A 23,131-nucleotide genomic window follows, 5' to 3' on the forward strand; every position below is an offset into this window, starting at 1 on the left:
TTTTTATCGTTTAATTAAATATAATTATTTATAGATTTTGCTGGATTGATCAGAATGGAAAAACATCCTTCACAAAAGATTATTGGCGAAATTTCAAAAGAGCTAGAGGGAAAGAAAATCGTTTTAGGAGTAACGTCGAGTGTTTCTGCTTATAAATCAATAGATCTTGCAAGAACCTTGATGAAAAATGGGGCTGAAGTAACTGTAGTTATGAGCAGTGAAGCAACCAGATTTATTTCTCCATTAATGTTTGAATGGGCAACCGGCAACAAAGTATACTATGAGAAATTTGGAGGAGAGACTGGACATATATCTCTTTCAGAAGAGTACGATGCAATGGTCATCGCACCTGCAACGGCCAATACTATAACAAAGCTCTCTTTTGGGATCGCGGATTCAGCTGTAACATTAGCCGCCTTATCATTTTTAGGAGCCAAGAAACCTGTGATGGTTGTTCCAGCTATGCACATACAGTTATATAGAGCGCCTCAGGTCCAACAGGCTATAAACAAGCTTAAGGAGTATGGGGTTAGTTTACACGAGCCAATTTTGGAGAGAGATAAAGCAAAATTTCCCGATTTAAATGAACTCGAGTGGCATATTGAATCTTTCCTTCTTAGAGGAAACGACATGAATGGAATAAAATTTTTGGTCACAGCAGGACCAACAAGAGAGTTTATTGATACAGTAAGATTCATTAGTAATCCAAGCTCTGGGAAGATGGGAATAGCTATAGCCAGTGAGGCATTATACAGAGGAGGCAAGGTGTCTTTTATACACGGTCCTCTTTCTGTAGAAAAGATCCCCTCTTTCCATTCAACGATTTCTGTAATCAGCACAGATGAAATGCTGAACAGCGTAATTAGTGAAATGAAAATGTTTGATCCAGACGTAATAATTATGTCTGCCGCACCGTCAGATTTCAAACCAATTCAAACACAAACGAAAAAAATCAGTAGCGATAAACCTCTGACTCTTTCGCTTGAGCCTACACCCAAAATACTGAAAGAAATAGTGAGTAGGAAAAAAGAGAGTAGTGTTGTTATTTCATTTGCTGCAGATACCGTTGATAGCGATGAAGAGCTCATCAAAAAAGCAACCGAAAAGATAGAAAAGTATAGAGTTGATGCAGTTGTTGCAAATAATGTTAGCAGAAAAGACATAGGTTTTTCGTCTGATTTTAATGAAGTTATAATCGTCAAAAATGATGGCGAAATAGAAAAAATTCCAAGATCAGAAAAGAAAATAGTTGCGAGAAAGCTAATAGATGTTGTTGGTGAAATTATTGAGAAGAAACGGAGAAGATAGATGTATTAAAATTGCTCATCATATTTCTACTTTTTGGGCTCCTGTATACAAAGATAATGAACTTTATACTGGATCAATTGGTGCGGGAATTCTGATTTCTCCATATGCAATTGCATGCTTAAATGAGGAATCGAGTTTTGAAGAACCTAGCGATTTGATAAAAGAAATCGACAAAATGATGGGAAGAGAAAAAAGCTTGCATTTTAAGTATATAGATGAACTTCCTCCCGCTTACGGCTATGCTAGAAGCGCATCATTAGCTATAGGATACACTTTTCTTTCTTTCATATATGAAAATAAGAAATTCACACTATTTGATATAGGAAGAATAGCTCATGTTGCAGAAGTTAGATCAAAAACAGGACTTGGCGATGTGAGTGCAATATTGGGAGGAAGAAAAATCCCAATAAGGCTTAAGGCTGGTGCTCCGGGAATATCACTTGTTGATTCTCTTATGATAAGAGAAAAGATATCAATAATAACAATACCATTGAAGAAAATAAGCACGAAAGACATGCTAAAAAATAAGGAAAGAGAATTTTACAACGCTGGCATGGAAGCCATGAGGCTTTTTTTAGATGAACCTGATTTTGAAAAGCTCGTTACGCTTGCATATGATTTTAGCAAAAAGACTGGCATGTTAAGCGAAGAGGTAGAATCGGTTATAAAAGAAGTAACAAAAAGTGTTGGCATTATCGGGTATTTTATTAAGAAAGGCATAGTTGTATTATTTGCTGAAGAAGGTACAGAAGATGATGTTATAGAAATGGCAAAAAAGAAGCTTAAAACTCAGCCGTTTAAGCATAAACTCCTTGACACAGGTATAGTTGTTTAAGGAAAGCTCATTAATCTCTTTGCTTCATTTTCTAACCTTTCTTTTATGTATATAATGTACTCTCCAAGTCTTCTTCTGTTATTATAATTACTAATTTTCTTCTTTAATTCTTCTTTTGGCAGTTTTTTCATTATCCTGGCTTTATCTATCATAAGCGGTATAGCTCTAGTAACATTGTCCATTATACTTACATCTGCGGCCATTGATGTACGTGAAAATGGGTTTAGGTCGATTGCTATCACTCTTTTCCCAATCTTTTTTAAAGCTTCAGTTCTATCTCCATCTTCTAGCATAACCAAAACAACATCCGCCTTTAATATTCCCCGAGGATCAACCTTTCTTCTTTCGCTAGATAATCCCGGTATACCTTCAACATACTCAAGTCCTAAAACTTCCTTTGCTCCTCTTTCCTTTAGAAAATCTACTATTTTTTTAACCCTTTCTTCTGTTCTGTAAAAAAGATTAACCTCTATCTTTGCGTCAATTATATTTGAAAGATTAATTATTTCATCAGGTACCAGGGCAGCCGCATTTCCATTAACTGAGATGACAGGATAGTTAGAAAGTAAAAGCATAGCAACAGCCACCTCTATAGAATCTTCTGCTAGAGGTATCGTTTTTTCTCCTATTATATAATCAAATGCTTCTCCTCTTCCCTGAGAGATCAACCCATTTATTACGACTATCCCATTTTTGAAACCTTCGATTATCTTTTCCCTCTCCATAAGGCTTCTATATCTAGGATGATCCCTAGGAACATACTCCATTTTTTAACACCAAATTCTTAGGTCTTAATACCGAAGTAGATTATATTTTTATATTTTATATCACCAATATAAAAATAGGTGAAAATAAATGGTAAGAGCTATGACCAAAGATGCTTTAATAGCTGCTTTTGGAGGAGAATCTATGGCTCATATGAGATACCAGATTTTTGCGGATATAGCAGAAAAAGAAGGTTTTAAAAATGTTTCTAGGCTCTTTCGGGGAATAGCATATGCTGAGAAAGTACATGCTTCCAACCATTATAATGCTCTAAGAGAGTACAATGAAGACCAAATTGCTCATTCAGGTGTACCAATAGGTCCAGGAAACACAAGCAAAAATCTTGAGCTTGCAATAAGGGGAGAAGAATTTGAAGTAAAAGAAATGTATCCTGTTTATATTGATATCGCAAAAATGCAGGGAGAAAATGAAGCGTTGAAAAGCTTTAACTTCGCTTTGAAAGCAGAAGAGATCCATGCAGAACTTTACAAGCAGGCAAAGAAAGATGTGGACTCAGGAAAAGACTTTAATTTGAAGGGAAGAGTTTATGTATGTCCTGTATGTGGATACACGTATGTAGGAGAAGAGCCGCCGGAAAGATGCCCAATCTGCGGAGCAAAGAGAGAGATGTTTAGAGACTTTTAAAATATAATTTTTTTAAAAATTTGAATTTGAAATTATTTGGGGGATGATACTCGATGGGCGGGTTGAGGGCTTCCGATGAAGAGTATTTGCAATGTTGACCCTTTATAATGGTGAAGGTAAATGAGTAAGGATGATGTTGTTAAAAAAAGCGCTGAGCTACTTAGGCAAGGAGCCACTATGCTTTCTTTAACCTGCCCAATATGCGGTTCTCCCTTATTTAAACTTAAAAACGGAGATATTGTTTGCCCTATACATGGAAAGGTAATTATCGCAAGAGATGAAAGAGAGGTAAAGGAAAAACTTTCAGTGAACATTTACGACAGTATTATAGAAATTGCCTACAAAAGACTTAAAGAATTGAGCAAAAAAATCATCGACTCAGAGGATATGGAAAATGAATCAAAAATAGCTGATCTTCTTTATAAATGGATGAATATTATAGAAAAGGCAAAAAGGCTAAAAGAAGAGCAGAGTAAACAAATTTAAAAAATTTTTAATAAAGTTTATTTTAAAAATGAACTATAGGTCTTCTTATAAAGCGGATGCTCTTTTATTTCTTGGATTTCTTTTGCACTCAAGACATATTTCTCGCTTATTCCATATCTATGCTTCCACTTTTTCGCATTCCATTCTTCAAGAGACATTCCATTTTTCCTGAGAATAGGGTCTCTGTATATATCATTTAAGACATTGTATGCGCAGAAGGGTATCACTCTTCCATCAGGAGATGTATAGTGAATATTGCACCTCATTACTCTTTGTACATCATAGTTATATTGATCCATAAAGTGCATCGTGCCCAAGAATAGCAAAGAGTAGTGAAACTCGCCTAATGCACTATAACTTCTCTCAGTTATTATTTTATACAAAAGCTTTTTGAGGCTTTGCCCATTAGGTAACTTATCCTGTTTAATGAATTTTCCTATCTGCATTAGCATGCCAGCAAGTTGTACGTATGTCATGAATTTACCGGAGTTTTCAATCCTCTCTTTCTTTTCATCTAAGTACTCAATAAATCCATCTACATCTAGAAAATCTGTAATTGAGTGGAACCTCTTAAAGCTTCCATCATTGTTTCTTTCTACAATTACATATGTAGCAGCGCCACATGCTATGTGATTGGCCATTAAAAACTGCTCCTTGCCAGTTATCGCCTCAATGAATCTTGCAAACTTTGCTGCAACAGGTATTGGATACCACGATTCGCTTTTTATTTGTCCATCTGTTTGCTCTTCAAGTAATCTGATTAGATCTGGTATGGTTATTCTGAACTTTTCAACCTCGTGTTGCTTCATTCTTCCAGTGAGGCTTACCGGCTGAAAGTTTACTCCTCTTACTATATCCATGTTCTCTGCTGCAAATTTTACTATATTACCTAGGTCTTCATCATTAACAGATTTAATAACTGTTGGAACCAACACTACACTTGTCATACCGCTTTTTCTAAAAGCATCAAATATGAAGGGTATGTCCCAGTGATTTTTCGGATTTGTCTTTGGTGAGACTCCATCGAAGCTCATATATATCGTGTTAACACCGGCTTCCCTAAGCTCTTTTGCCCATTTTATTGCCTCCTCAGGATTCTTTCTGTACAGCTCAGCTAAAGGTATAGCTTCCGTATTCAACTGAATATGCCTTACCCCCTCTTCTTTAAACATCTTAATTATATCAACAATATCGTCTCTCATTAAAGGCTCTCCGCCGGTAATCTGTATAGCTAAAGTTACTTTCTGCTTCTTCAGTGCTCTAACCTGCTCCCTCAGTTGTTCTATAGTAGGCTCATAAACATAACCAGCTTTTTCGGCAAAGAAGAAGCAATACCAACATGAAAGATCGCACCTATTCGTTACAACTATATTAGCAAGTGCTGTATGGTTCTTATGCATAGGACACAGTCCACAATTAAAAGGACATGGTGCTGAAAGAGGAACGTAGATATTAGTCCCTCTTCCCTCTTCTTGATACTTCAAAAACCTATAGTATATTTTTGCACTTCCATAGTAAAGATCTTCAAATTCTCCATGCTCAGGACAAACCTTTCTTATATAGAGCTTGTCATTTCTTTCTACAATTATAGCAGGAATCAGTCTTTCACAGTATGGACAAACGCTCTGCGTGACCCTTACTATCTTTTCCCCCTCCTTCAGTTCGGGAATTTTGCCTCCTATTCCTATAGTTTTACCTTCTATTACAACAGTTTTTCCTTCCATTTTAGAAATTGGAGTCATTGCACTATTGAGGCTTTTCTCGTTGTTAACTTTAGAACTTTCAGTCATTATTTACAACCCTTTTTAGCTTTAACTAAACCTTTATATCTCAAGTTGTCAATATAAATAATTCTACTCTTTTTCCAGTAAAAAGGGAAATTCTTATCAACTATTAAATTTAATATCTCACTTTCAAATTTATTATAATTATATTTAGAAAAAAAGGAGATTATTGTGAGAAGGGAACCTTTTAATTTAATAATAACCCATTACCCCGGTTATGATAATTTTGTAGTAGCCAGAGAGCAGATAAAAAACATCATTGAAAACATAAGAATTGTTGATACCTCACAAAGCATCATATTAGCCATTGTTGATGAGCCATATGCTACAATTGAAAAAATTAAAAGCCTTGAGCTAAAAGAGACGCCTATTTTAAGAATCATTCCTGTAGATAGAGTTACTGATATTTTTGTTGATAGAGTAAAAGAGGTTATACATGAACTGTTTAATACAAAGGTAAAGAAAGAAGAGACCTTCAAAATAAAGCTAGACGGTCACCTCTATAAAAGACAAGAAGGATCTATCGAAAAAATACACAAAGATGAAGCAATAAAAATACTTGCAGAAGGTCTTGAAAACCCGGTGAACCTAAAGTCTCCTTCCTGGCTTGTGTATGTAAAGACTCTCAGGATGTATAAAGCAACTGAGCTAGCTAGTATAACAGTAACAAAGCCTGAAAACATAATAAGTTTAGCTCCTAAAGAATAATGGCAGGCGTTTTAATATGAGTGGAAGCTCAAGGCTTTTTGGAACTGATGGTATAAGAGGTAAATATCTAGAAAAAGTCAAACCTGGTCTAGCATATGATATTGGACTTGCTGTAGCAGCTCATGTAGGTGGAAGGGGAACTATAACAATTGGACATGATATAAGAACAACAAGTCCTCTTCTCGCATTAAGCGCAGGTTCCGGAGCAATGAGTGGTGGAACAGACGCGATATTCTTAGGAATGGTCCCGACACCCGTTTTAGCATACAGCGTTCCACACACAAAAAGCAAAGCAGGTATTATGATAACTGCTAGCCATAATCCCCCTCCAGACAACGGGATAAAGGTATTTCAATATAATGGAATGGAATATACGGAAAGAATGGAAGACGAACTTGAAAGGATAATACAAGTAAAGTCCGAAGTTCATGCATCTTGGGATCAAGTTGGAAGGCTTATAAATGCACCTGAAATTGGAGAAGATTACGTTGATGAACTGTCCTCCATGATGTCCCCTAGAACGGTAAAATATGTGCCAAGGGTATATGTCGATTGCAGTAATGGCGCTGCATCTAACTATACACCAAGACTCTTAAGAAAAATGGGAGCAAAGGTCTTTTCTGCAAATTGCCATCCTGATGGATATTTTCCCGCACATGAACCGGAACCGAGACAAGACGTTCTTGAGCCTTTAATAAATGTGGCCCAGCCTTTATCTCCGGATGTGATATTAGCACATGACGGGGACGCAGACAGACTATCTGCTTTAACTATAAAGAGGGGATTTATAAAACAAGATCACTTAATTGCGCTTTATGCAAAAGAAAAACTCCTTGAAGGCAAAGGCACAATAATAGTTAGTGTCGACGTTGGAAATAGCGTTAGTGATATTGTAGAAAAATATGGAGGAAGGTTGGTAAGAGCAAAATTAGGAAAACTCCACGAAAAGCTTCTTGAATATCCAGGTGCTTTATTTGCTGCAGAGCCGTGGAAGCTTATTGATCCTAAATGGGGCATGTGGGTAGACGGGATATATCAGGCAATTTACCTTACAAAGTTAATGATGGAAGAAGGACTCAGTTTAGATGGGCTTCTAAGTGATATACCATGTTATCCATGGGCAAGAATAAGTATTCCTATAATTAATGATGGAGAGAAGAAAAGAGAGCTATATATGTTGATTGAAGAGAACATCCTGAGTACCTTTGATGGTTATAAAACTTTAACAAAGGTTGATGGAATTAGGTTGGATTTTGATGACAAAACCTGGTTTTTAATAAGAATGAGCGGTACGGAACCGAAAATTAGGCTATATGCTGAAGCGCCTACCACGCAGAAGCTTGAAGAGCTAGTCGATAAACTCAGTAAGATAATAAATGAAATATCATCAAAGCTTGGCGTAAAGCTCGGTAACTACAACGTAAACAAAGGCACATAATTTTTATTAAAAGTTTGTTTCATTCGCTTCCGCATAGCTTTTCTTTAGCCATTTTCTTATATTCTTCTATACATTCAAAAAAACATTTCCCAAAGCATTCAGATTCCCTTGAGCCACATGTATTTTCGCACTTTTTTTCACATACTTGTACTTTAAATCTAACAACGATTACAGTATGCTCACTACTTCCTAGTGAACTGTAAAAACTCTTTACTTCTAAAATGTTTTCCAAACCTAAGTTCCTTACGATCTTAATTAGAGTCTGCACATCAGCATATTCCTCATTAATTATACAACAAGACAAGTAGCTTGTAAGAGAAACGCATAGCCTCTCAGTTATCTCTTTTTCGTTTAAGCTCATCTTTAGTGCACTCTCATATTTTTCGTCTTTCAATAGCATTTATGTAGCTGTCCTGTGGTATATCATCAATAATAACCTCTTCTGAGCTTTTCTTTACTATCCTTAATTTTCCTCCACCTTTCAAAACCTCTCCTATAATTGTGCACTCTATTCCATTGTCTTTTAAAAGACCGATAGCTTCGTTGGCCTTTTCTTTTGGAACAGTTGCCAGTAAAGATCCACTTGAGAGCGAAGTTAGAGGATCAGCCCCTATTATTTTAAGAATTTTAAATGTCAATGGGAGCACTGGAATCTTATCTAAATATATTCTGACATCGTTTCTGGAGGCATATGCCATTTCAAAGGAAGACGCTATGATTCCACCCTCAGTAGGATCATGCATGCTATTTGCTAAGCCATTTTCGCTTAGCAACATTGCTTCTTTATATACTGAAATCTTTCTGATAAGACTTTTTGCAAAATTTATTTCATCACTCGAAACTCCTGATTTTACTAGCAGATCGCCATGATCTAAGGCGGCCAAGGCTGTTGCTTCCAATGCTGCATATTTAGTCATAATAATATAGTCTCCCGGCTGAGCCATTCCTGTAAGCCTTACCTGATTCTTCGATGCCTCACCTATAGCAGTTGTTATTATGACTGATCTATTAACTGAATCTGTAAATTCTGTATGTCCGCCTACAAGGGTTCCATTTATCTCCTTTAAAGCTTCATTTATTCCTGACATTATCTTTATTATGTCATCATAACTTGTTCCAACAGGAAGAAGTAATACTGTTAGAAACCATCTAGGCCTTGCTCCACTGGAAACTATATCGTTAGCAACAACATGAATTGAAAGCCAACCAATGCTATCAATAGCGGATGTAATAGGATCTACATGTGTTACTATAACTTTTTCATTTCCTATATCAATAATAGATGCATCTTCGCCTACTTTTGCACCTACGAGGACTCTATTATCTTTTATTCCTGTATAGCTTAAAACTATTTTTTCTAAAGCAGAAATAGGGAGCTTTCCTGACACTTTTCTCTCCTATTTAAAGTTCAATATTAGCGTGTTTCTGCTTTAAGTCTTCTTCTTTCTTTCCTAATCTGTACATTAAACCAACAACTATGCCATCTAGTACAACAAGTGCCGTATCTTCGAAAAGAGTTCCGAGAGGAGCGAGAGGCTCATGAATTCCCAGAATTTGCCTAGCAAAGTAATCGTGTTCGTCTGCAAGCTTTGTCCTTCCTGGAACCTCTAAAACTAAATCAGATATTTCCCCAAGCGGGCTATTTAAAAAAGATGTCACTGCAATTATTTCGGCTCCAGTCTTTTTTGCCGCTCTTGCTGCAGTAATAATGAGCTCAGTTCTCCCTGAACCACTAATCGCCACTACTATATCTCCCTTTGAAATGCTTGGAGTTATAGTATCGCCAAGGACGTAACTATTAAATCCTAAATGCATCAGTCTCATTGCAAAAGCTCTTCCAACCAGACCACTTCTTCCAGCACCCATAACTAATATTTTGCTCTTAGAGTTATAAGCATCAACTAGCCTTTTCACAACTCTATCCACTTCGTCAAATTTGAGCTCATCTATTGATTTATTAATGAACGTTGCTATTTCCTTCATAGCTTCATATTCGTACTCCATATTTGACCCTTCTCGAATATTTTTTTAACACTCTAAAGGTTATTTTTACGAGGATAATTTACTTTTTATTCTACTAAATTATCAAAATGTATACTTTGCCCTTCTTTTTAAAACTGTTAGCTTTCATAAAGGTTTTTTAGTATTTAATTTGGAGGTCGACAAATTGTCACTAATTAATGAATTTCAAGAAAAAATGCCTGGAGAAGTATTAGTAAAGTTTAAAGACATGCTTTACAAAGAAGCAGAAGAAACAAAAAAGCAAGCTCTTTCTACTATTAAACTCTCTATCGAAGTCTATAAGGATGGAGAAAAGGAACTTGCATTAGTCGTATTAAAAGAGAGCATGAGAATAGCTAAAAGCTATCTTGAATTAATGGATAAGCTAGATGCAGATAAGGACACTGCGATCTCAATAATAACAGCTATTGAAGAAATAGAGGAGCTGATGAATCAAAATGAAAAAGTCTCATACATTTATGATATCTACAATGAATTACAATAAACAACTTTTATTTCTATTTTTAACGTTGGGAATAACATAGTAATTTTATAGCTTAAAGCAACGTCATTTATAGCGGAAAAGAAGCCTGATAAGTTCTTAAAAATATATGTTTCAAATATAAATGTATACCGGTTTTTAAATAATTCCTAAATTCTTATAAAAAGGAGATAAAGCAAAACAAAGAGTTTTGGAAGTGTTCAGAGTATTAATAAAAAATTAATATTAATCAATATTCTAAAATATTTTTAAAAAATTAAACTACTGAGCTATAATTTTCTATAGTTATCTTCTCTTTTCTTCCATTAGTACTCACTTTATCATAGCTTAATAGAAACCTGGTTTTCTCACGTTTACAACTTCCTTATTTACAAGATCTGGAGGCACTCTACCATTAAGAAACTCTATTAAATTAGTTGCAACTTTCATTGCCATTCCATTTCTTGCTTCATGAGTAGCACTTCCGATGTGAGGTACTATAACAACATTATTAAGTTTTGTTAGCTCATGATTTGAAGGAAGCGGTTCTGATTCAAACACATCTAGTCCTGCACCAGCTATCCATCCTTCCTTTAATGCTTTAACGAGAGCTTGCGTATCAATGATTGGCCCTCTAGCCACATTTATTATATATGCAGTCTTCTTCATTCTCTTGAGCCTTTCTTCATTAATTAAATGATACGTTGATTTATTGAGATCTGTATGTATTGAAACTACATCGCTCTTCTCAAGAAGCTCCTCTAAACTTGCATATTGTGCATTCAATCTTTTCTCTTCTTCAGGTGGCAACTTATTTACATCATAATATAATATATTCATTTCAAAACCTAATGCACGCTGGGCAACGGCCCTTCCAATTCTCCCCATTCCAATTATTCCCAGAGTCTTTCCCTTCAATTCCATTCCTAAAAGCATTAATGGGTGCCATCCAGTTCTAGATCTCTCCCAGCTTCCATCTCTAACAAATTTATCTGCCTCTACAATTCTTCTAGTTATAGCTAAAATCAAGGCAAAAGTGAGATCTGCAGTTGAGTCTGTAAGAACTCCTGGTGTATTCGTAACGTAAACTCCCTTCTTGGTTGCATAGCTTAAATCTATATTGTCATATCCTACTGCATATTGGCTAATTATCTTTAAGTTTTTCGCCTTATCAAGCAATTCTGCATCAATTTTATCTGTAAGCAAAGATACAAGCCCATCAATATTTTTGACTTTTTCTAATAGGATCTCTCTTGGCGGTGCCCAATATTCTGGCCAAACTTCTACTTCAAAATATTTTTTTATAAGTTCTAAGCCTACAGAAGGTATTTCCCTTGTAATGTATACTCTTGGTTTTGACAAAGTACATCACTATGATTTTTTTCATATCGAAAATATTTAAAATTTTAAAGTATATATTCTCAATATGTCTGACCTTCTCCCGCCCTAAACGGGTGAGGCTTATCGTTATCTGTCAAATAACTTTTTAATCCAAAGAAGCTTTAATTTTTAAAAGGAAATGCTTTTATTTCTACTGGAATGTGAAAGGTGTTGAAATTGCAAAATGAGGACTTTCTTGATGAGGTTTTCAAAAGCATCAAGAGAGCATCGATATTTCTCGATAGAGATAAGCTAACACCGGACTATGTTCCTGAAAACCTACCATTTAGAGAAGAACAAATTAAAAAAATTGCTTCTATCCTTGCACAGGCTTTAAGAAATTCCAGACCGAACAATATTTTCACATATGGTCTAACAGGTACAGGAAAAACTGCAGTCGTTAAATTAGTGACGAAAAAACTTCAAGAAAGAGCAGTAGAATTAAAACTGCCTATACAAACAGTGTATGTAAATTGCAGACAAAGAGATACAAGTTATAGAGTTCTTGCAGATATAATAGAAAGTTTGGGCGGACACGTTCCATTTACTGGATTAAGTCTTGCAGAGTTATATAGAAGGCTGATTTCTAAGCTTGAAAGTTTGGGCGGAAGATTTATTGTAATTTTAGATGAAATCGATTTTATAATAAAGAAACAAGGTGATGATCTGCTCTATAAATTAACTAGGATAAATGAAGAACTTAAAAATAGCTCTTTAAGCATGATCGGGATTACTAATGATCTTAACTTCATTGATAATTTGGACCCTCGTATAAGAAGTAGCTTAGGAGAGGAGGAAATTGTCTTTCCTCCGTACAATGCACTACAATTGAAGAGCATTCTCGAAGATAGAGCAAAAATTGCTTTCAGAACTGGTGCTTTAGATGAGGGAGTAATTGATCTCTGCGCTGCTTTAGCCGCAAGAGAGCACGGCGATGCTCGGAAGGCTCTAGATTTGCTACGAGTTGCAGGAGAAATAGCTGAAAGAGAAGGAGATGAGAAGGTTAGAAAAGAACATGTTGAAAAAGCGAGAAAAGAACTAGAAAAGGACAAAGTATATGAGGTCGTTTCAACCCTTCCTTTACATGCAAAGCTAATATTAGCCTCTATAGTAGATTTAACTCGAAGAGGAAAAGATTCTGCTACAACTGGTGAGATCTTCGTTGAATACTCAAAAAAGACGTCAGAGTTGAGACTTGAAACTTTAACACAAAGGAGAGTAACAGATATAATAAGCGAACTAGATATGATGGGGCTTGTAAGTGCTAGAGTTATCAGCAGAGGAAGATATGGAAAAACTAAAGTTGTAAAACTAATAGCAAACTTGAATACAGTGCTCAATGCATTAAAGGATGATGAAATTTTGGAGTCAGTGGTAGATGTTGATAAATAAAATTGCAATAGGAATAGATGATGGTCATTTTGAAAAGGGAAAAAACAAAAACACTGTAATCGTGGGAGTTAAGTTTAACGGATTCAATCCTGTTAGTGCTTTCATAAGGAAAATTGGTGTTGATAGGACAGATGCCACAGAAAGAGGGATAGAGCTTATTCAAAGTGCAACAGAAGGAATCAACTCCAAAGATGTTGTTGTATTTTTAGATGGAGTAACATATGCAGGGTTCAATTTTATAGATCCGGAAGAAATTAAAGAAAAAACAAAAATGGAAATTATAGCGATTTTTTCGAGAAAGCCCAATCAAGATAAAATTGAAAATGCCTTGAGGCTTCACTTTTCCGATTGGGAATACAGATGGGAGCATATTTATAAAGTAATAAAGAATGTCAGAAGCATAGTGAACTTTAGAGGAAAGCTATATTTTTTTACAACAATAGAAAATGCGAAGGATGCGGAATTTCTCATAGAAAGCTACCAGTTAATTTCTAAATTACCTGAACCAATAAGGGTTGCACATATAATAGCAAAAGAAATTTCTTTTTTCTTAATAAAAGAAAACACGATTTGAAATTTATATATAAACGACACTATAATAATGCTTCAAATATTTTTTTCATGGTTGTTGCTATGTCATCGTCTGTATTAATTTCAATGACTTTATTTCCATAACAACTCTTTGCTTCCAGTAAAATTACACTCAACTCTTCGGAATCAATGTTCTCTTCTATTTTTCTCTTTTCCCAACCTCTATTTTTGAGTCTATCATAGAGCTTTTCGGGGCTAGTCCTAAGAACTATAACTCTTTCTACCTTATTTTTGTCTGCAATACATGGATAGTGAGAGGAAATTACTATTAAATCTTCACTTGCAAGCTCAATGATCTTGTTTATTTCTTCTTTTAGAGCTTCTATATCAATAACCAAGGATTTTCTTAAACAATCATAGGCAAAAATAAGATCCTCTTTTATAGCCAGCTCTCCCGCATCAATCATAAGAGCATTTTCTTTAAGCTCTTTCTCTAAATTCTTCAAAATTGTAGTTTTACCTGTTCCAGGAGTCCCAGTTATAATAAAAATCTTTTTCATTTTGCTCACAGGAGACCCAGTCCGTTAGGTAGGGGAAGTTAAGTATAAATGCAAAAAGGCGAGATAAAAAACTTAAGTGATGTTCCCTAAGCTGACCTCCTCCCCGCCTTAAAGGGCGAGGGTTTCAGTTGTAAAGAGGCGTACCATGAAGGCCGCTGGAAACCCAAAGCCTCGACAAGCTGTTTTGAGTTTCATAAAAGTTTATATTATCTGATGTTATTTCTTTGTTTTACTTTGGGCTCAAGACTGACACTAATTCCAATTGTCATGATTAGGAAGCATTTACAGCCCTTCAAAGCTGATCACTAGGCTTTAATAAAAATTAAAAGCTTAAAAATGTTCAAATTTCATCCTAACATTAAAAGGCAAGGTTTTCAGCTATGATAAAAAAATTTCGTTGATATTAGCTTCAAATGGGTGGTCTATCAAAGTAAATATTCTTCGCTTTGGCCGAAATTGGTATTCCGAAAGCGACATCTGCATCTATAAGACCTAGCTTAATTGCGGCTACTCCAATAGAATACATTATTCTATTATCGATATTAAGTAATGAGGCCATCTTTACAGCAGAACCAAGCGAAATACCTAAATTAACTAGGAAGCAAGCTGTATTTGGATCGATCTTCCATTTTTCCGATCTTTTTAATCCCTGATCAATTATCTTGCAACCTATTAAAACTATTGCATCGCTATTTCTTACATTGTTTGTATCTCTTGAAAAGAATGAACCAAAGTATGAAGATAACTCTTCCATTTTATTTGCAAGTTTCTCCTTTTCTTCTTTTTTTCCAATATTATTGTTGTTATGTTATCCATACCTCTTGCTTTGGAGCGCTTTTCGCAGAAGCTACCATAAGCTTAGCTACTGTGATTGAAGATTCGTAGATCGATTCTTTTTTATTTATCACTATGCTCGCCCTAAAAATTTTATTTGGTATTTTTCTTATTTATTTTAAGGTTTAATGTGATATATACTTTCTGTTGTTTACCTTCGGATTTTATTGCTCTAACTTACATACTTTTATTTGTATTTGTTGAAATATTAGCAAACCATTTAAATTTAAAAAAATTGAATCACAAAAGTCAAAAATATAGCAACCACTATAATTCTTCAAAAGGGTAAGATTATGATTCATGTGAGAATATCTATGGCAATGACTGCAGATGGAAAGACAGCCGATGAAGAAGGAGAATGGTATCCTCTATGTCAATATGAAAGAGAAAGATTTTATAGAAACATTGAATGGTCAGATGCAGTAGTTGTTGGTGCTGATACCGTGTTGACGACAAATATATCTTTTCTATCACCTTCTTCTCTGAAAAATCCACTAAGAGCAGTAATTGATCCAAAGCTTAAAACTCCAATAGAAAGAAAAGTATATGATACATTGAGAGGTCCTGTGTTAATATTTTCTAGTAAGGAAGCTTATAACGCAAAAAGAGATAAAATTGAAAAACTCAATTCGAAAGGAATTGAGATAGTCACAATTAATGAAAAAGAAGGATATTTAAGTACTAAAGAAATTTTAAATGTATTAAAAAAACGTGGATGTGAAAAAATTCTTGTTGTAGGCGGAGGAAGAACCAATTGGTTCTTCCTAAAGGAGGGCCTTGTTGATGAGTTTTATATAACGGTAACTCCATACATTCTGGGAAATACTAAATATTCTCCAGTAAGTGGAAGTGGCTTCCCTTTTCCTGGAATTAAACTAGAATTGCTTAGTATGGAAAAGTGCCCCTGTGGAGAGGAAGTTATCCTCAAGTATAAAGTACATAATAATCTTCAGAATATTCTAGATAAAATTAACGAATAAAATATATTCAATTATTCAATGCTGATTCTATATGTTCTTTATTAACAAACGTGCTCTAGACTAATCTTTCTTTATTGACCTTCTTATTTTGCCAAGAATACCTTCTTATTCTCTTAGACCTCCCATATCCACAAGCAGCACAGTATCCTTTAGCTACATTAAAACTATGCCTTCCGCATCTTCTACATCTTATATGTGTTAATCCATTAGAGTGCTTTCCCATCGAAGTAGTTCCTTTTACCATTTTATTATCACTCTCCTAGTTATCTTATCCATTTGATGCAGGCGATATTATGATTACATTATCTCCTCTGATTATAACTGTGCCTAGTTTTCTAGCCTGTCCATCTGGAAATAGTTCTTCGGCATCTTCTAAAACTATATTCAAATGATGGTCATAACTTTTCAGTTTTCCTCTTACTTCCTTGTTGCCTTTTAGCTTTACTAAAACTGTTTGTCCCATTGAAGATGAAAGTATCTTATGTGCAGTATCACTCATTTTATTCACCAAACTGGTAATTGTTATTTCATATAGTTTGCATTAATTAAACTTAACACTTTTTCTTTTATAACTCTTAAGTATGTTTCACAGATTTATGACTTAATAAAGCTTAACATTTAAATTTTTTATAAAAAGGGATGAGATTTTGAGAAGGCATTATTTATCAAAAAAAGAAAAAGATGAAATTTTAAAAGAAGTTAACTCAAAGTTAAAGATCTCCCTTGAGCCAGAAAAAGTTGAAATTCTAGAAAGCAAAGAATTCAGTTGCTATCTTTTCGACTCAGTTCCTGCATTATGCAAAACTGAGGACAAATTTTTTCCTCATCTGAAGTACTTGCTAAAACATAGAGATACAATTTTGCCTAAGATTTTTGTTGACAAGGGAGCAGTTAAGCCTGTATCTTCTGGCGCCGATCTTATGGCACCTGGAATTGTAAGAATAGAAGGAGATTTTTTACCTGGCGACATAGTGATCGTTGAGGATTTGGAGCATAAACTGCCTATTGCAGTAATGATAGCAGAAATGTCATCTGCTGAAATGAAAGTTACCAAAAAAGGAAGAGTTGCTAGAAATATACATTATGTTGGAGATAAATTTTGGAACGTTTGATTTTTGGATTCAGGTTTTATATTAAGTTTCTTTTTCAGAAAGCTATTTATTTTCTTAAAAGTTTTGACTTTCCATTTTCAAAAATATCTTTTATTATTAAAAAAAGAACTGTGGGTTCGTTGATTATTTTTTCAGTTATCAGCCCCATCTTTTCTGCCAAACAGTAGGAGTAAAGATGATAGCAGTTTTGCCTTTTCTCCCTATAAATAACATTTAATGAAAAATCTGTACAACTGCAAAAGCTATAAGGAATTAATATGTGATCTTCTTTATCGCCTAAAAAAACAGCTATAAGAGGATTTCTACTTATAATAACTATCTTTTTTTCTAAAGCCTTAACTAGAGCTTTTCCTTTACTTGATTCAGGAAGTCCAAAAGAATACTCTGAGCATAGCTTTTTCGCGTTTTCAATTCTTTCCTTTTCTATAGAACTGCTTGACAATAGGAGGTTCTCCTCCGACAATTAATGCATCTATCATTCCAATAAATAGACCTGTTTCAACTACTCCCGTTATAGATTTTAAAGTATTATTAAGTTCTTCTAGGCTGATTTTCCAGTTTTTTATCTGAATATCGACTATTACTCCATAACTATCGCTTATAACAGGTCCCCATTTACCTTCTTTAGAATATCTAACATTGCCTATCACACCAATATCCTTTAATTTTTTAATCACATAGTTGACTGCTTCGGGTTTTACTTCAATAGGTATAAAACTATTATTCAGCTCTTTTTTTAGCTTTGAAGTATCCGCAATAGCAACAAAATATTTGCTCATAGATGCTAGTAGCTTTTCTCTAAAGAGAGCTGCCCCTCCACCTTTTATAGCGGTTCCATTATCATCTATAGCGTCCACACCATCAATATATATATCAATGCTTTCTATTGAATCGATGCTTAATACTTTCGCTCCTTTCTGCTTTAATCTTAAAGTGCTATCAAAACTTGAAGTAACAAAAACTTTTCCCTTTAAAATATCTTCTGGAAGATAATCTATGAAATAACTAGTGGTAGATCCTGTACCTATTCCGATGACTTTGGCCTTTTTCACTTCTTCCAAGTTAGTAGCTATACTGGCTGCTATTTTCTTTTCTTCCTCTTTCTGCAATTCTAGTCCCCCAAACGTCTTAATAAAATAAGAACTAGATTGATTTAAAATCCTTTAAAAATATTATTTAAATGTTCGTTATATTTATTTATTAAAAATAATTTTACAGAGGCGATGTTGTTGGGTAGAAGGAAAAGAAAGAGACAGCAACTTAAGAAGCCTGTGCGGAAAATACCAAAAATATTCGTATGTCCGCATTGTAGTAAGGAGTCATTAAGAATTGTAATCCGTCCTAAGCAGGGTGAAGACAAAGCTATAGCTGAGGCTTCCTGTGGAGAATGCGGCTTTTGTGCTAGATTTTATGTTCCTAATATATTTGAACCGGTAAACGCGTATGGTAAAGTTATTGATTTATATGATAGTTTTGAAGGAGACATAGAAAAAGAGATAGCTAGTAATAAATGTATTGGAGAACTTGACGGCTCAAGGATCGAGAAAGAAGAAGAGGATGAAGGTGCTGAAGAGGATGAAGGTTAAAGAATATCTCGAAGAAAGAAGGAAATTTGGCACATTGCATTTTACGCTTATTGATCCTCATAAAACAAATGCTGAAAATGCGGAAAAAATTGCTTCAATACTAAAAGATATAGGAACTGATGCTTTTCTCTTGGGAGGAAGTATTGGTGTAGATCCTATTGAAGCATCTGAAATAGCACTCAAACTCAAGGAGACTGGTCTTCCAGTTATAATATTCCCGGGAGATTTAACAAATATAGTAAAGACCGCCGATGCAATTTTATTTATGAGCCTTTTAAATAGTGAAAATCCTTATCATATAATTGGCGCTCAAGTTCAGGGGGCATTTCTAGTTAAAAAATACGGATTAGAAACCTTGCCAACAGCATACATCGTTATAGGTTATGGAGGAGCTGCCGGTTATATGGGAATGGCTAGACCTATACCATGGGATCAGGTAAATATATCAATAGCATATGCCCTTGCAGCAAACATGCTAGGAATGAGATATATTTATTTAGAAGCAGGTTCAGGTAGCCCGCAACACATTCCTCCGGAAGTTATTAAAAGCATTAAAAAAACCGTTCCCGAAGCTTTTTTGATTGTTGGAGGTGGAATAAGAACTAAAGAGGCAGCACTTTCTGTTGCAGAAGCTGGGGCCGATGCGATAGTTACCGGAAATATAGTAGAAGAAGACATTAAGAAAGCTGAAGAAATTATCAAAGCGATAAAGAAAAAAGATTAACAAAAAAACTTTATTTTTAAATTGCTTTTAAGCAAGCAGTTAATTCAATTTACTGCTTCTTTTCTTCTTTCTTCTCTTTCTTCTTTCCCTTCTGGGACATTCTTTTATTCACCTGTATATTAATTGGTTTAAACAATACTAACTAAAATGAAATATATGAAATATTCTATAACCAAAAAATGAGGTATATTTAAAAATCTCTGAGTTTTTGTTTATTGAGGTAATACCATTTTTAGTAGAGTTTTGCTTTAAAAAATAGGCTTTTACGAAACTTTTATTTGTCGTAATACTTAGCAGAGCTTTAAGTCTTTTGATCACATTCTGATTTCAATTCTTTTACAAGAGATTCTAACTCCTCGAAAATTTTCATCTTTATATCTTTATAAATGGTATCTTTTTCGAGAGAAGAAAACAAATTCTTATACTCTTTCAATAAATCTACAATATATTCTCCGATAATAATTGATATTTTCTCTCTTTCTTCTTTGTCAGAAATTTCAAATATTTTAGAAAGTATCTTATCGCTTGGAAATATTTCTCCTTTTAGATATCTGCTGATTGCTGCTTTAGAAACTCCTAGATCTTCGGCTACTTTTTTTCCTCCCCTTTTTAAAACTATCGTTTCAATAATTTTTTTCCTAGTTTCTCTGTCTAGCTTTCTAAAAAATGTAATGGCTGACAAGGCGATTTCACCGTTAGTTTTTAGTCTTAAAATTTCTTTATATTATTCTATTAAACTAGCCAGTTATGTTAAATGAATGATAAAAATTAAAATTTAAAAACCTCTCGCTGCAAGCCAGAAGTATATTATAAACAACAGTGCTATCAAGACGATACCCGGTTTTACATCTTTAAATTTACCAGAAGCAATTTTTATAACAATATAGCTAATGAATCCAAATCCTATTCCAGTTGTAATACTGTAGGTAAATGGTATGGCGACAAGAGTGAAGAATGCTGGAATTACCTCCGTCAAGTCTTCCATTGAAGTTAGTTTACCTGCCAGTCCTAAAAAGAGAAGGCCTACCAATACAAGCACTCCACCAGTGGTAAATGTTGGTATATATGTAAATAGAGGAGCAAATATAGCAGATATGAAGAACAGTATTGCGATTATCAGTGATGTTAACCCACTCTTTCCTCCCGCTTCTATTCCCGACGCACTTTCTACGTAAACTACAGTAGTAGATGTCCCATAAAATGGAGATATTATAGAAGCTAACGCGTCAGAAATTAATGCCTTATTAATGTTCATAACTTTTCCGTCTTTAACCAGCCCTGCTTTCATAGCAAGACCAGTTAAAGTACCTATACCGTCGAAAAAGTCAACTAGAAATAAAGAGAAAGCTATAGGAAATCCTAGCCCAAACAGCGTGAAATACAGGTAGAATGATTTTGGAAGATCGTTAAGAATAGATGTCGTAAAGCTAGGCATTGTAAATAAACTAGAAGAAGTTGATATTAATCCTGGAGTTAATCCTGTTATAGAAAGCAATATTGCAATAGCTGTGCTACCAAGTATTGCAATAATAAAGCCGCCAATAACTTTTTTTGCCATTAATACAGCTGCAATGAAGAAACTCAGCAACCCTAAGTAAAATGCGGCTGTCTTTAATGCTGCTGTATTAAAAGATATTGGAGTTCCTACTCCAGGCTCGACTATGCCAATATTTGAAAAACCAATTAGCGTTATAAAAAGACCAATACCTATGCTAATGCCAAGTCTTATAGATTCTGGAACAGAGTTGAGTATAAACTCTCTTATCCTCCCAACTGAGAATATTAGAAACAGGATCCCGTTAAAGAATACTGAAACCAACGCAAGGTATATAGCAAATATAGCGGGGGCAACCCCTTGAAGATCGTGGGATGTTATGAGGATACTTGCAAAAAGAGGGATCGCTGTGTATCCAATGAAAGCGTTTTCTCCCATCCCTGGAGCAAGTCCAAAAGGCATTTTTGCATATAAGGACATGATTAAAGTTGCTGTAGCAGCTGAAAGCGCTGTTGCTAGTGTGAATCCAAGCTTTACATTGTAAACTAATGGCATGTACTCTTGAGGAATGGGTTGTGTCATTGGTATCCCTAAAGCTTGATGTAATGCTATGGTAAAACCGTCCGTAAGTATTGATGGATTAACGAACAATATATAAGCCATAGATAGAAAAGTAGTTATTCCCGCAATTATTTCTACCTTTGCAGTAGTATTTCTCTCCTTTAATTCGAAATATTTATATAGTGCATCTTTAAATGACAATCCTCTCACCTTAAACAAATAAATTTATCTAATCTTTAATTCGCTATAATGGACTTGAAATTCTAGTCTGAATATGTAGAGTTTTTTACTGTTTGTCTTAGTTTCCACATTTTAGACTTAAGCGAAGATTTGTTATTTAAATTCATTTGCTCATTTAGTGACAAAAAATGGGATTTTTTAGTTATAAATATACAATTTTATCATTTGGATTTTTTCGATCTGACCTCCTTCCCACCTTAAAAGGCGAGGCTTTCAGTTGTAAACTGCTAGCTTATTGGTCAATTTTTAAAAGCTCCATTAGTTTTTAACCCAGCCGATCGTCTTGCCCTTTTTAGATGTCTCGCAAAAGAAACTGATTTTAGGTGTATTACTTATAATGAGTAACATTACAGAATTAAATCAGGAAAATGCTAAGCAAATAGGGTTGCAGTTAAGACGCCCTCTTAAAGAGATTACACTTGAAGACTTTGAATCGATCGCTAAAAGAAAAAAATACGTAACAATTGGATGCAAGAAGATTGAGCTAGAGATTGAGGGGTTTAAAGAGCTTCAGCCTAAAGAGTTCGTGGTTGAAAAAACATCGGTATGGAGCTTTCCTGAGAGAGGAAAGTGGGCCACTCACAAATACAATGCAAAATTTAGAGGCAACTGGTCACCGCAGGTAGCGAGAAACCTTTTGCTTCTATATTCTAAAAGTGGCGATACCGTACTAGATCCTTTCCTGGGGAGCGGGACATCTATGATAGAGTGCATTTTACTAAAGAGAAGATGCTATGGTGTTGATATAAACATTGATTCCGTCATGCTTTCCTGGAGTAGAATAAAGCCTATATATTCAAGCGACTCTTTTGTCAAACTATTTGAAGGGGATGCTGAATACTTAGATGCATTTGAAGATGAAAAGTTTGATTTTATACTCGGACATCCTCCATATGCCAGCATCATAAAATACTCCAAAGGAAGCGACGGTGATCTTTCTAAGATGAGTATACAAGAGTACTTAGAAAAAATGAGAAGAATTGCAAGAGAGCTTTACAGGATTCTAAAAAAAGACAAGTACTTAGCCATAATGGTGGGAGATATTAGAAGGAAAAAACATGTGATTCCTTTAGGTTATATGGTTATGAAAATATTTTTGGAAGAGGGATTTATTATAAAGGAACACATAATAAAAGTACAACATAATATGATTGGGACGGCGTTCTGGAAAAACAAGAAAAACGACTTCCTTTTGCTAAAACATGAGCATATATTCGTTTTTAGAAAGCCCCTGGATTCATCTGACTATGAAAAATTCCAATACTATATGCTTTATATTTAAAGT

The 23,131-nt window shown here is 34.7% G+C and carries 28 protein-coding genes; 14 read left to right on the top strand and 14 right to left on the bottom strand.

Translation table 11 applies throughout. From position 1 onward, the window contains the following. Nucleotides 1-54: 54 nt before the first annotated feature. Nucleotides 55-1,308: a bifunctional phosphopantothenoylcysteine decarboxylase/phosphopantothenate--cysteine ligase CoaBC gene (coaBC, locus tag FFONT_RS04155; RefSeq protein WP_014557977.1), complete on the top strand. Its 1,254-nt coding sequence runs from the start codon at nt 55-57 to the stop codon at nt 1,306-1,308. Then, nucleotides 1,286-2,143: a pantoate kinase gene (locus FFONT_RS04160; protein WP_148683640.1), complete on the top strand. Its 858-nt coding sequence runs from the start codon at nt 1,286-1,288 to the stop codon at nt 2,141-2,143. Before coaBC ends, FFONT_RS04160 begins: the two co-directional genes overlap by 23 nt. Here FFONT_RS04160 and FFONT_RS04165 read toward each other — a convergent pair. Beyond that, nucleotides 2,140-2,910 (bottom strand): 4-phosphopantoate--beta-alanine ligase, encoded by a 771-nt coding sequence (locus tag FFONT_RS04165; RefSeq protein ID WP_014557979.1) that lies wholly within the window; start codon nt 2,908-2,910, stop codon nt 2,140-2,142. The two genes, FFONT_RS04160 and FFONT_RS04165, sit on opposite strands and share 4 nt — an antisense overlap. Nucleotides 2,911-2,998: 88 nt before the next feature. Here FFONT_RS04165 and FFONT_RS04170 point away from each other — a divergent pair, with 88 nt between their 5' ends. Then, the gene (locus FFONT_RS04170; protein WP_014557980.1) at nt 2,999-3,553 is read left to right on the top strand and encodes a rubrerythrin family protein; all 555 of its coding nucleotides are present in this window, start codon (nt 2,999-3,001) and stop codon (nt 3,551-3,553) included. Nucleotides 3,554-3,673: 120 nt separating this feature from the next. After that, nucleotides 3,674-4,039, top strand: coding sequence for an Sjogren's syndrome/scleroderma autoantigen 1 family protein (locus tag FFONT_RS04175; RefSeq protein WP_014557981.1), 366 nt, complete (start codon nt 3,674-3,676; stop codon nt 4,037-4,039). Between the two features lie 17 nt (nt 4,040-4,056). Here the strand turns inward: FFONT_RS04175 and tes are convergent, their stop codons facing one another. Next, nucleotides 4,057-5,829 carry a tetraether lipid synthase Tes gene (gene tes / locus FFONT_RS04180; RefSeq protein WP_014557982.1) on the bottom strand — a complete coding sequence of 591 codons (1,773 nt, stop codon included), beginning with the start codon at nt 5,827-5,829 and terminating at the stop codon, nt 4,057-4,059. A gap of 165 nt (nt 5,830-5,994) precedes the next feature. Here tes and FFONT_RS04185 point away from each other — a divergent pair, with 165 nt between their 5' ends. Together FFONT_RS04185 and FFONT_RS04190 are read left to right on the top strand one after the other, a co-directional pair. Then, nucleotides 5,995-6,531 (top strand): THUMP domain-containing protein, encoded by a 537-nt coding sequence (locus FFONT_RS04185; protein WP_014557983.1) that lies wholly within the window; start codon nt 5,995-5,997, stop codon nt 6,529-6,531. A 16-nt stretch (nt 6,532-6,547) separates the two neighbouring features. Beyond that, the gene (locus FFONT_RS04190; protein ID WP_014557984.1) at nt 6,548-7,969 is read left to right on the top strand and encodes a phosphopentomutase/phosphoglucosamine mutase; all 1,422 of its coding nucleotides are present in this window, start codon (nt 6,548-6,550) and stop codon (nt 7,967-7,969) included. 19 nt (nt 7,970-7,988) lie between these two features. Here FFONT_RS04190 and FFONT_RS04195 read toward each other — a convergent pair whose 3' ends face one another. The 3 genes from FFONT_RS04195 to hxlB are packed head-to-tail and all read right to left on the bottom strand — an operon-like array spanning nt 7,989 to nt 9,973. Then, on the bottom strand, nt 7,989-8,330 hold the full coding sequence (locus FFONT_RS04195) for a hypothetical protein (RefSeq protein ID WP_148683642.1): 342 nt from the start codon (nt 8,328-8,330) through the stop codon (nt 7,989-7,991). Nucleotides 8,331-8,343: 13 nt separating this feature from the next. Further along, complete coding sequence (locus FFONT_RS04200) at nt 8,344-9,357, bottom strand: AIR synthase-related protein (RefSeq protein ID WP_014557986.1); 1,014 nt, start codon at nt 9,355-9,357, stop codon at nt 8,344-8,346. Between the two features lie 13 nt (nt 9,358-9,370). Further along, the gene (gene hxlB / locus FFONT_RS04205) at nt 9,371-9,973 is read right to left on the bottom strand and encodes a 6-phospho-3-hexuloisomerase (protein WP_014557987.1); all 603 of its coding nucleotides are present in this window, start codon (nt 9,971-9,973) and stop codon (nt 9,371-9,373) included. Nucleotides 9,974-10,136: 163 nt separating this feature from the next. Here hxlB and FFONT_RS04210 point away from each other — a divergent pair, with 163 nt between their 5' ends. Then, on the top strand, nt 10,137-10,475 hold the full coding sequence (locus tag FFONT_RS04210) for a hypothetical protein (RefSeq protein WP_148683643.1): 339 nt from the start codon (nt 10,137-10,139) through the stop codon (nt 10,473-10,475). A gap of 324 nt (nt 10,476-10,799) precedes the next feature. Here the strand turns inward: FFONT_RS04210 and gyaR are convergent, their stop codons facing one another. Continuing rightward, nucleotides 10,800-11,813, bottom strand: coding sequence for a glyoxylate reductase (gene gyaR / locus FFONT_RS04215; protein WP_014557989.1), 1,014 nt, complete (start codon nt 11,811-11,813; stop codon nt 10,800-10,802). 186 nt (nt 11,814-11,999) lie between these two features. Here gyaR and FFONT_RS04220 point away from each other — a divergent pair, with 186 nt between their 5' ends. Then, complete coding sequence (locus FFONT_RS04220) at nt 12,000-13,223, top strand: Cdc6/Cdc18 family protein (RefSeq protein WP_014557990.1); 1,224 nt, start codon at nt 12,000-12,002, stop codon at nt 13,221-13,223. Then, a complete protein-coding gene (locus FFONT_RS04225) occupies nt 13,210-13,797 on the top strand; it encodes an endonuclease dU (RefSeq protein WP_014557991.1) in 588 nt (195 codons plus the stop codon). Before FFONT_RS04220 ends, FFONT_RS04225 begins: the two co-directional genes overlap by 14 nt. Before the next feature lie 19 nt (nt 13,798-13,816). Here FFONT_RS04225 and FFONT_RS04230 read toward each other — a convergent pair whose 3' ends face one another. Both FFONT_RS04230 and FFONT_RS04235 read right to left on the bottom strand, forming a co-directional pair. Next, a complete protein-coding gene (locus tag FFONT_RS04230; protein ID WP_244403698.1) occupies nt 13,817-14,314 on the bottom strand; it encodes an AAA family ATPase in 498 nt (165 codons plus the stop codon). A gap of 409 nt (nt 14,315-14,723) precedes the next feature. After that, nucleotides 14,724-15,068 carry a DUF2148 domain-containing protein gene (locus tag FFONT_RS04235; protein WP_014557993.1) on the bottom strand — a complete coding sequence of 115 codons (345 nt, stop codon included), beginning with the start codon at nt 15,066-15,068 and terminating at the stop codon, nt 14,724-14,726. 373 nt (nt 15,069-15,441) lie between these two features. Between FFONT_RS04235 and FFONT_RS04240 the strand changes: the two genes are divergently transcribed. Continuing rightward, entirely contained in the window at nt 15,442-16,128 is a 687-nt protein-coding gene (locus FFONT_RS04240) for a RibD family protein (RefSeq protein ID WP_014557994.1), read from the top strand. Nucleotides 16,129-16,183: 55 nt separating this feature from the next. Here FFONT_RS04240 and FFONT_RS04245 read toward each other — a convergent pair whose 3' ends face one another. Next, nucleotides 16,184-16,372 carry a 50S ribosomal protein L37e gene (locus tag FFONT_RS04245; protein ID WP_014557995.1) on the bottom strand — a complete coding sequence of 63 codons (189 nt, stop codon included), beginning with the start codon at nt 16,370-16,372 and terminating at the stop codon, nt 16,184-16,186. A gap of 24 nt (nt 16,373-16,396) precedes the next feature. Then, a complete protein-coding gene (locus tag FFONT_RS04250) occupies nt 16,397-16,627 on the bottom strand; it encodes an LSM domain-containing protein (protein ID WP_014557996.1) in 231 nt (76 codons plus the stop codon). Nucleotides 16,628-16,775: 148 nt separating this feature from the next. Between FFONT_RS04250 and FFONT_RS04255 the strand changes: the two genes are divergently transcribed. Next, nucleotides 16,776-17,240 (top strand): DUF1947 domain-containing protein, encoded by a 465-nt coding sequence (locus FFONT_RS04255; protein WP_014557997.1) that lies wholly within the window; start codon nt 16,776-16,778, stop codon nt 17,238-17,240. A gap of 46 nt (nt 17,241-17,286) precedes the next feature. Here the strand turns inward: FFONT_RS04255 and FFONT_RS04260 are convergent, their stop codons facing one another. Both FFONT_RS04260 and rpiA read right to left on the bottom strand, forming a co-directional pair. Further along, entirely contained in the window at nt 17,287-17,682 is a 396-nt protein-coding gene (locus FFONT_RS04260; RefSeq protein WP_014557998.1) for a hypothetical protein, read from the bottom strand. Then, nucleotides 17,648-18,349: a ribose-5-phosphate isomerase RpiA gene (gene rpiA, locus FFONT_RS04265; RefSeq protein WP_014557999.1), complete on the bottom strand. Its 702-nt coding sequence runs from the start codon at nt 18,347-18,349 to the stop codon at nt 17,648-17,650. The genes FFONT_RS04260 and rpiA overlap by 35 nt, the downstream gene beginning before the upstream one ends. A 120-nt stretch (nt 18,350-18,469) precedes the next feature. On the opposite strand from rpiA, the gene FFONT_RS04270 reads away from it, so the two are divergent. Together FFONT_RS04270 and FFONT_RS04275 are read left to right on the top strand one after the other, a co-directional pair. Next, nucleotides 18,470-18,826 (top strand): transcription elongation factor, encoded by a 357-nt coding sequence (locus FFONT_RS04270; protein ID WP_158308313.1) that lies wholly within the window; start codon nt 18,470-18,472, stop codon nt 18,824-18,826. Next, complete coding sequence (locus tag FFONT_RS04275) at nt 18,816-19,550, top strand: phosphoglycerol geranylgeranyltransferase (protein ID WP_211206212.1); 735 nt, start codon at nt 18,816-18,818, stop codon at nt 19,548-19,550. Before FFONT_RS04270 ends, FFONT_RS04275 begins: the two co-directional genes overlap by 11 nt. Nucleotides 19,551-19,851: 301 nt before the next feature. Here the strand turns inward: FFONT_RS04275 and FFONT_RS04280 are convergent, their stop codons facing one another. Beyond that, nucleotides 19,852-20,232, bottom strand: coding sequence for a helix-turn-helix domain-containing protein (locus FFONT_RS04280; RefSeq protein WP_014558002.1), 381 nt, complete (start codon nt 20,230-20,232; stop codon nt 19,852-19,854). A gap of 93 nt (nt 20,233-20,325) precedes the next feature. After that, a complete protein-coding gene (locus FFONT_RS04285; RefSeq protein ID WP_014558003.1) occupies nt 20,326-21,816 on the bottom strand; it encodes an NCS2 family permease in 1,491 nt (496 codons plus the stop codon). A gap of 367 nt (nt 21,817-22,183) precedes the next feature. Here FFONT_RS04285 and FFONT_RS04290 point away from each other — a divergent pair, with 367 nt between their 5' ends. Continuing rightward, nucleotides 22,184-23,128 (top strand): DNA methyltransferase, encoded by a 945-nt coding sequence (locus FFONT_RS04290; protein ID WP_014558004.1) that lies wholly within the window; start codon nt 22,184-22,186, stop codon nt 23,126-23,128. Nucleotides 23,129-23,131: the final 3 nt, after the last annotated feature.

The organism is Fervidicoccus fontis Kam940 (assembly GCF_000258425.1).
Taxonomy (GTDB): domain Archaea; phylum Thermoproteota; class Thermoprotei_A; order Sulfolobales; family Fervidicoccaceae; genus Fervidicoccus; species Fervidicoccus fontis.

What these genes read in the sequence shown, in the direction of transcription:
- FFONT_RS04190 (WP_014557984.1), top strand. Translation starts at nt 6,548, where the DNA reads ATGAGTGGAAGCTCAAGGCTTTTTGGAACTGATGGTATAAGAGGTAAA.
- FFONT_RS04240 (WP_014557994.1), top strand. Translation starts at nt 15,442, where the DNA reads ATGATTCATGTGAGAATATCTATGGCAATGACTGCAGATGGAAAGACA.
- FFONT_RS04290 (WP_014558004.1), top strand. Translation starts at nt 22,184, where the DNA reads ATGAGTAACATTACAGAATTAAATCAGGAAAATGCTAAGCAAATAGGG.
- FFONT_RS04165 (WP_014557979.1), bottom strand. Translation starts at nt 2,910, where the DNA reads ATGGAGTATGTTCCTAGGGATCATCCTAGATATAGAAGCCTTATGGAG.
- FFONT_RS04225 (WP_014557991.1), top strand. Translation starts at nt 13,210, where the DNA reads ATGTTGATAAATAAAATTGCAATAGGAATAGATGATGGTCATTTTGAA.
- coaBC (WP_014557977.1), top strand. Translation starts at nt 55, where the DNA reads ATGGAAAAACATCCTTCACAAAAGATTATTGGCGAAATTTCAAAAGAG.
- FFONT_RS04245 (WP_014557995.1), bottom strand. Translation starts at nt 16,372, where the DNA reads ATGGTAAAAGGAACTACTTCGATGGGAAAGCACTCTAATGGATTAACA.
- FFONT_RS04230 (WP_244403698.1), bottom strand. Translation starts at nt 14,314, where the DNA reads ATGAAAAAGATTTTTATTATAACTGGGACTCCTGGAACAGGTAAAACT.
- tes (WP_014557982.1), bottom strand. Translation starts at nt 5,829, where the DNA reads ATGACTGAAAGTTCTAAAGTTAACAACGAGAAAAGCCTCAATAGTGCA.
- FFONT_RS04250 (WP_014557996.1), bottom strand. Translation starts at nt 16,627, where the DNA reads ATGAGTGATACTGCACATAAGATACTTTCATCTTCAATGGGACAAACA.
- FFONT_RS04175 (WP_014557981.1), top strand. Translation starts at nt 3,674, where the DNA reads ATGAGTAAGGATGATGTTGTTAAAAAAAGCGCTGAGCTACTTAGGCAA.
- FFONT_RS04195 (WP_148683642.1), bottom strand. Translation starts at nt 8,330, where the DNA reads ATGAGCTTAAACGAAAAAGAGATAACTGAGAGGCTATGCGTTTCTCTT.
- FFONT_RS04275 (WP_211206212.1), top strand. Translation starts at nt 18,816, where the DNA reads ATGAAGGTTAAAGAATATCTCGAAGAAAGAAGGAAATTTGGCACATTG.
- hxlB (WP_014557987.1), bottom strand. Translation starts at nt 9,973, where the DNA reads ATGGAGTACGAATATGAAGCTATGAAGGAAATAGCAACGTTCATTAAT.
- FFONT_RS04235 (WP_014557993.1), bottom strand. Translation starts at nt 15,068, where the DNA reads ATGGAAGAGTTATCTTCATACTTTGGTTCATTCTTTTCAAGAGATACA.
- FFONT_RS04170 (WP_014557980.1), top strand. Translation starts at nt 2,999, where the DNA reads ATGGTAAGAGCTATGACCAAAGATGCTTTAATAGCTGCTTTTGGAGGA.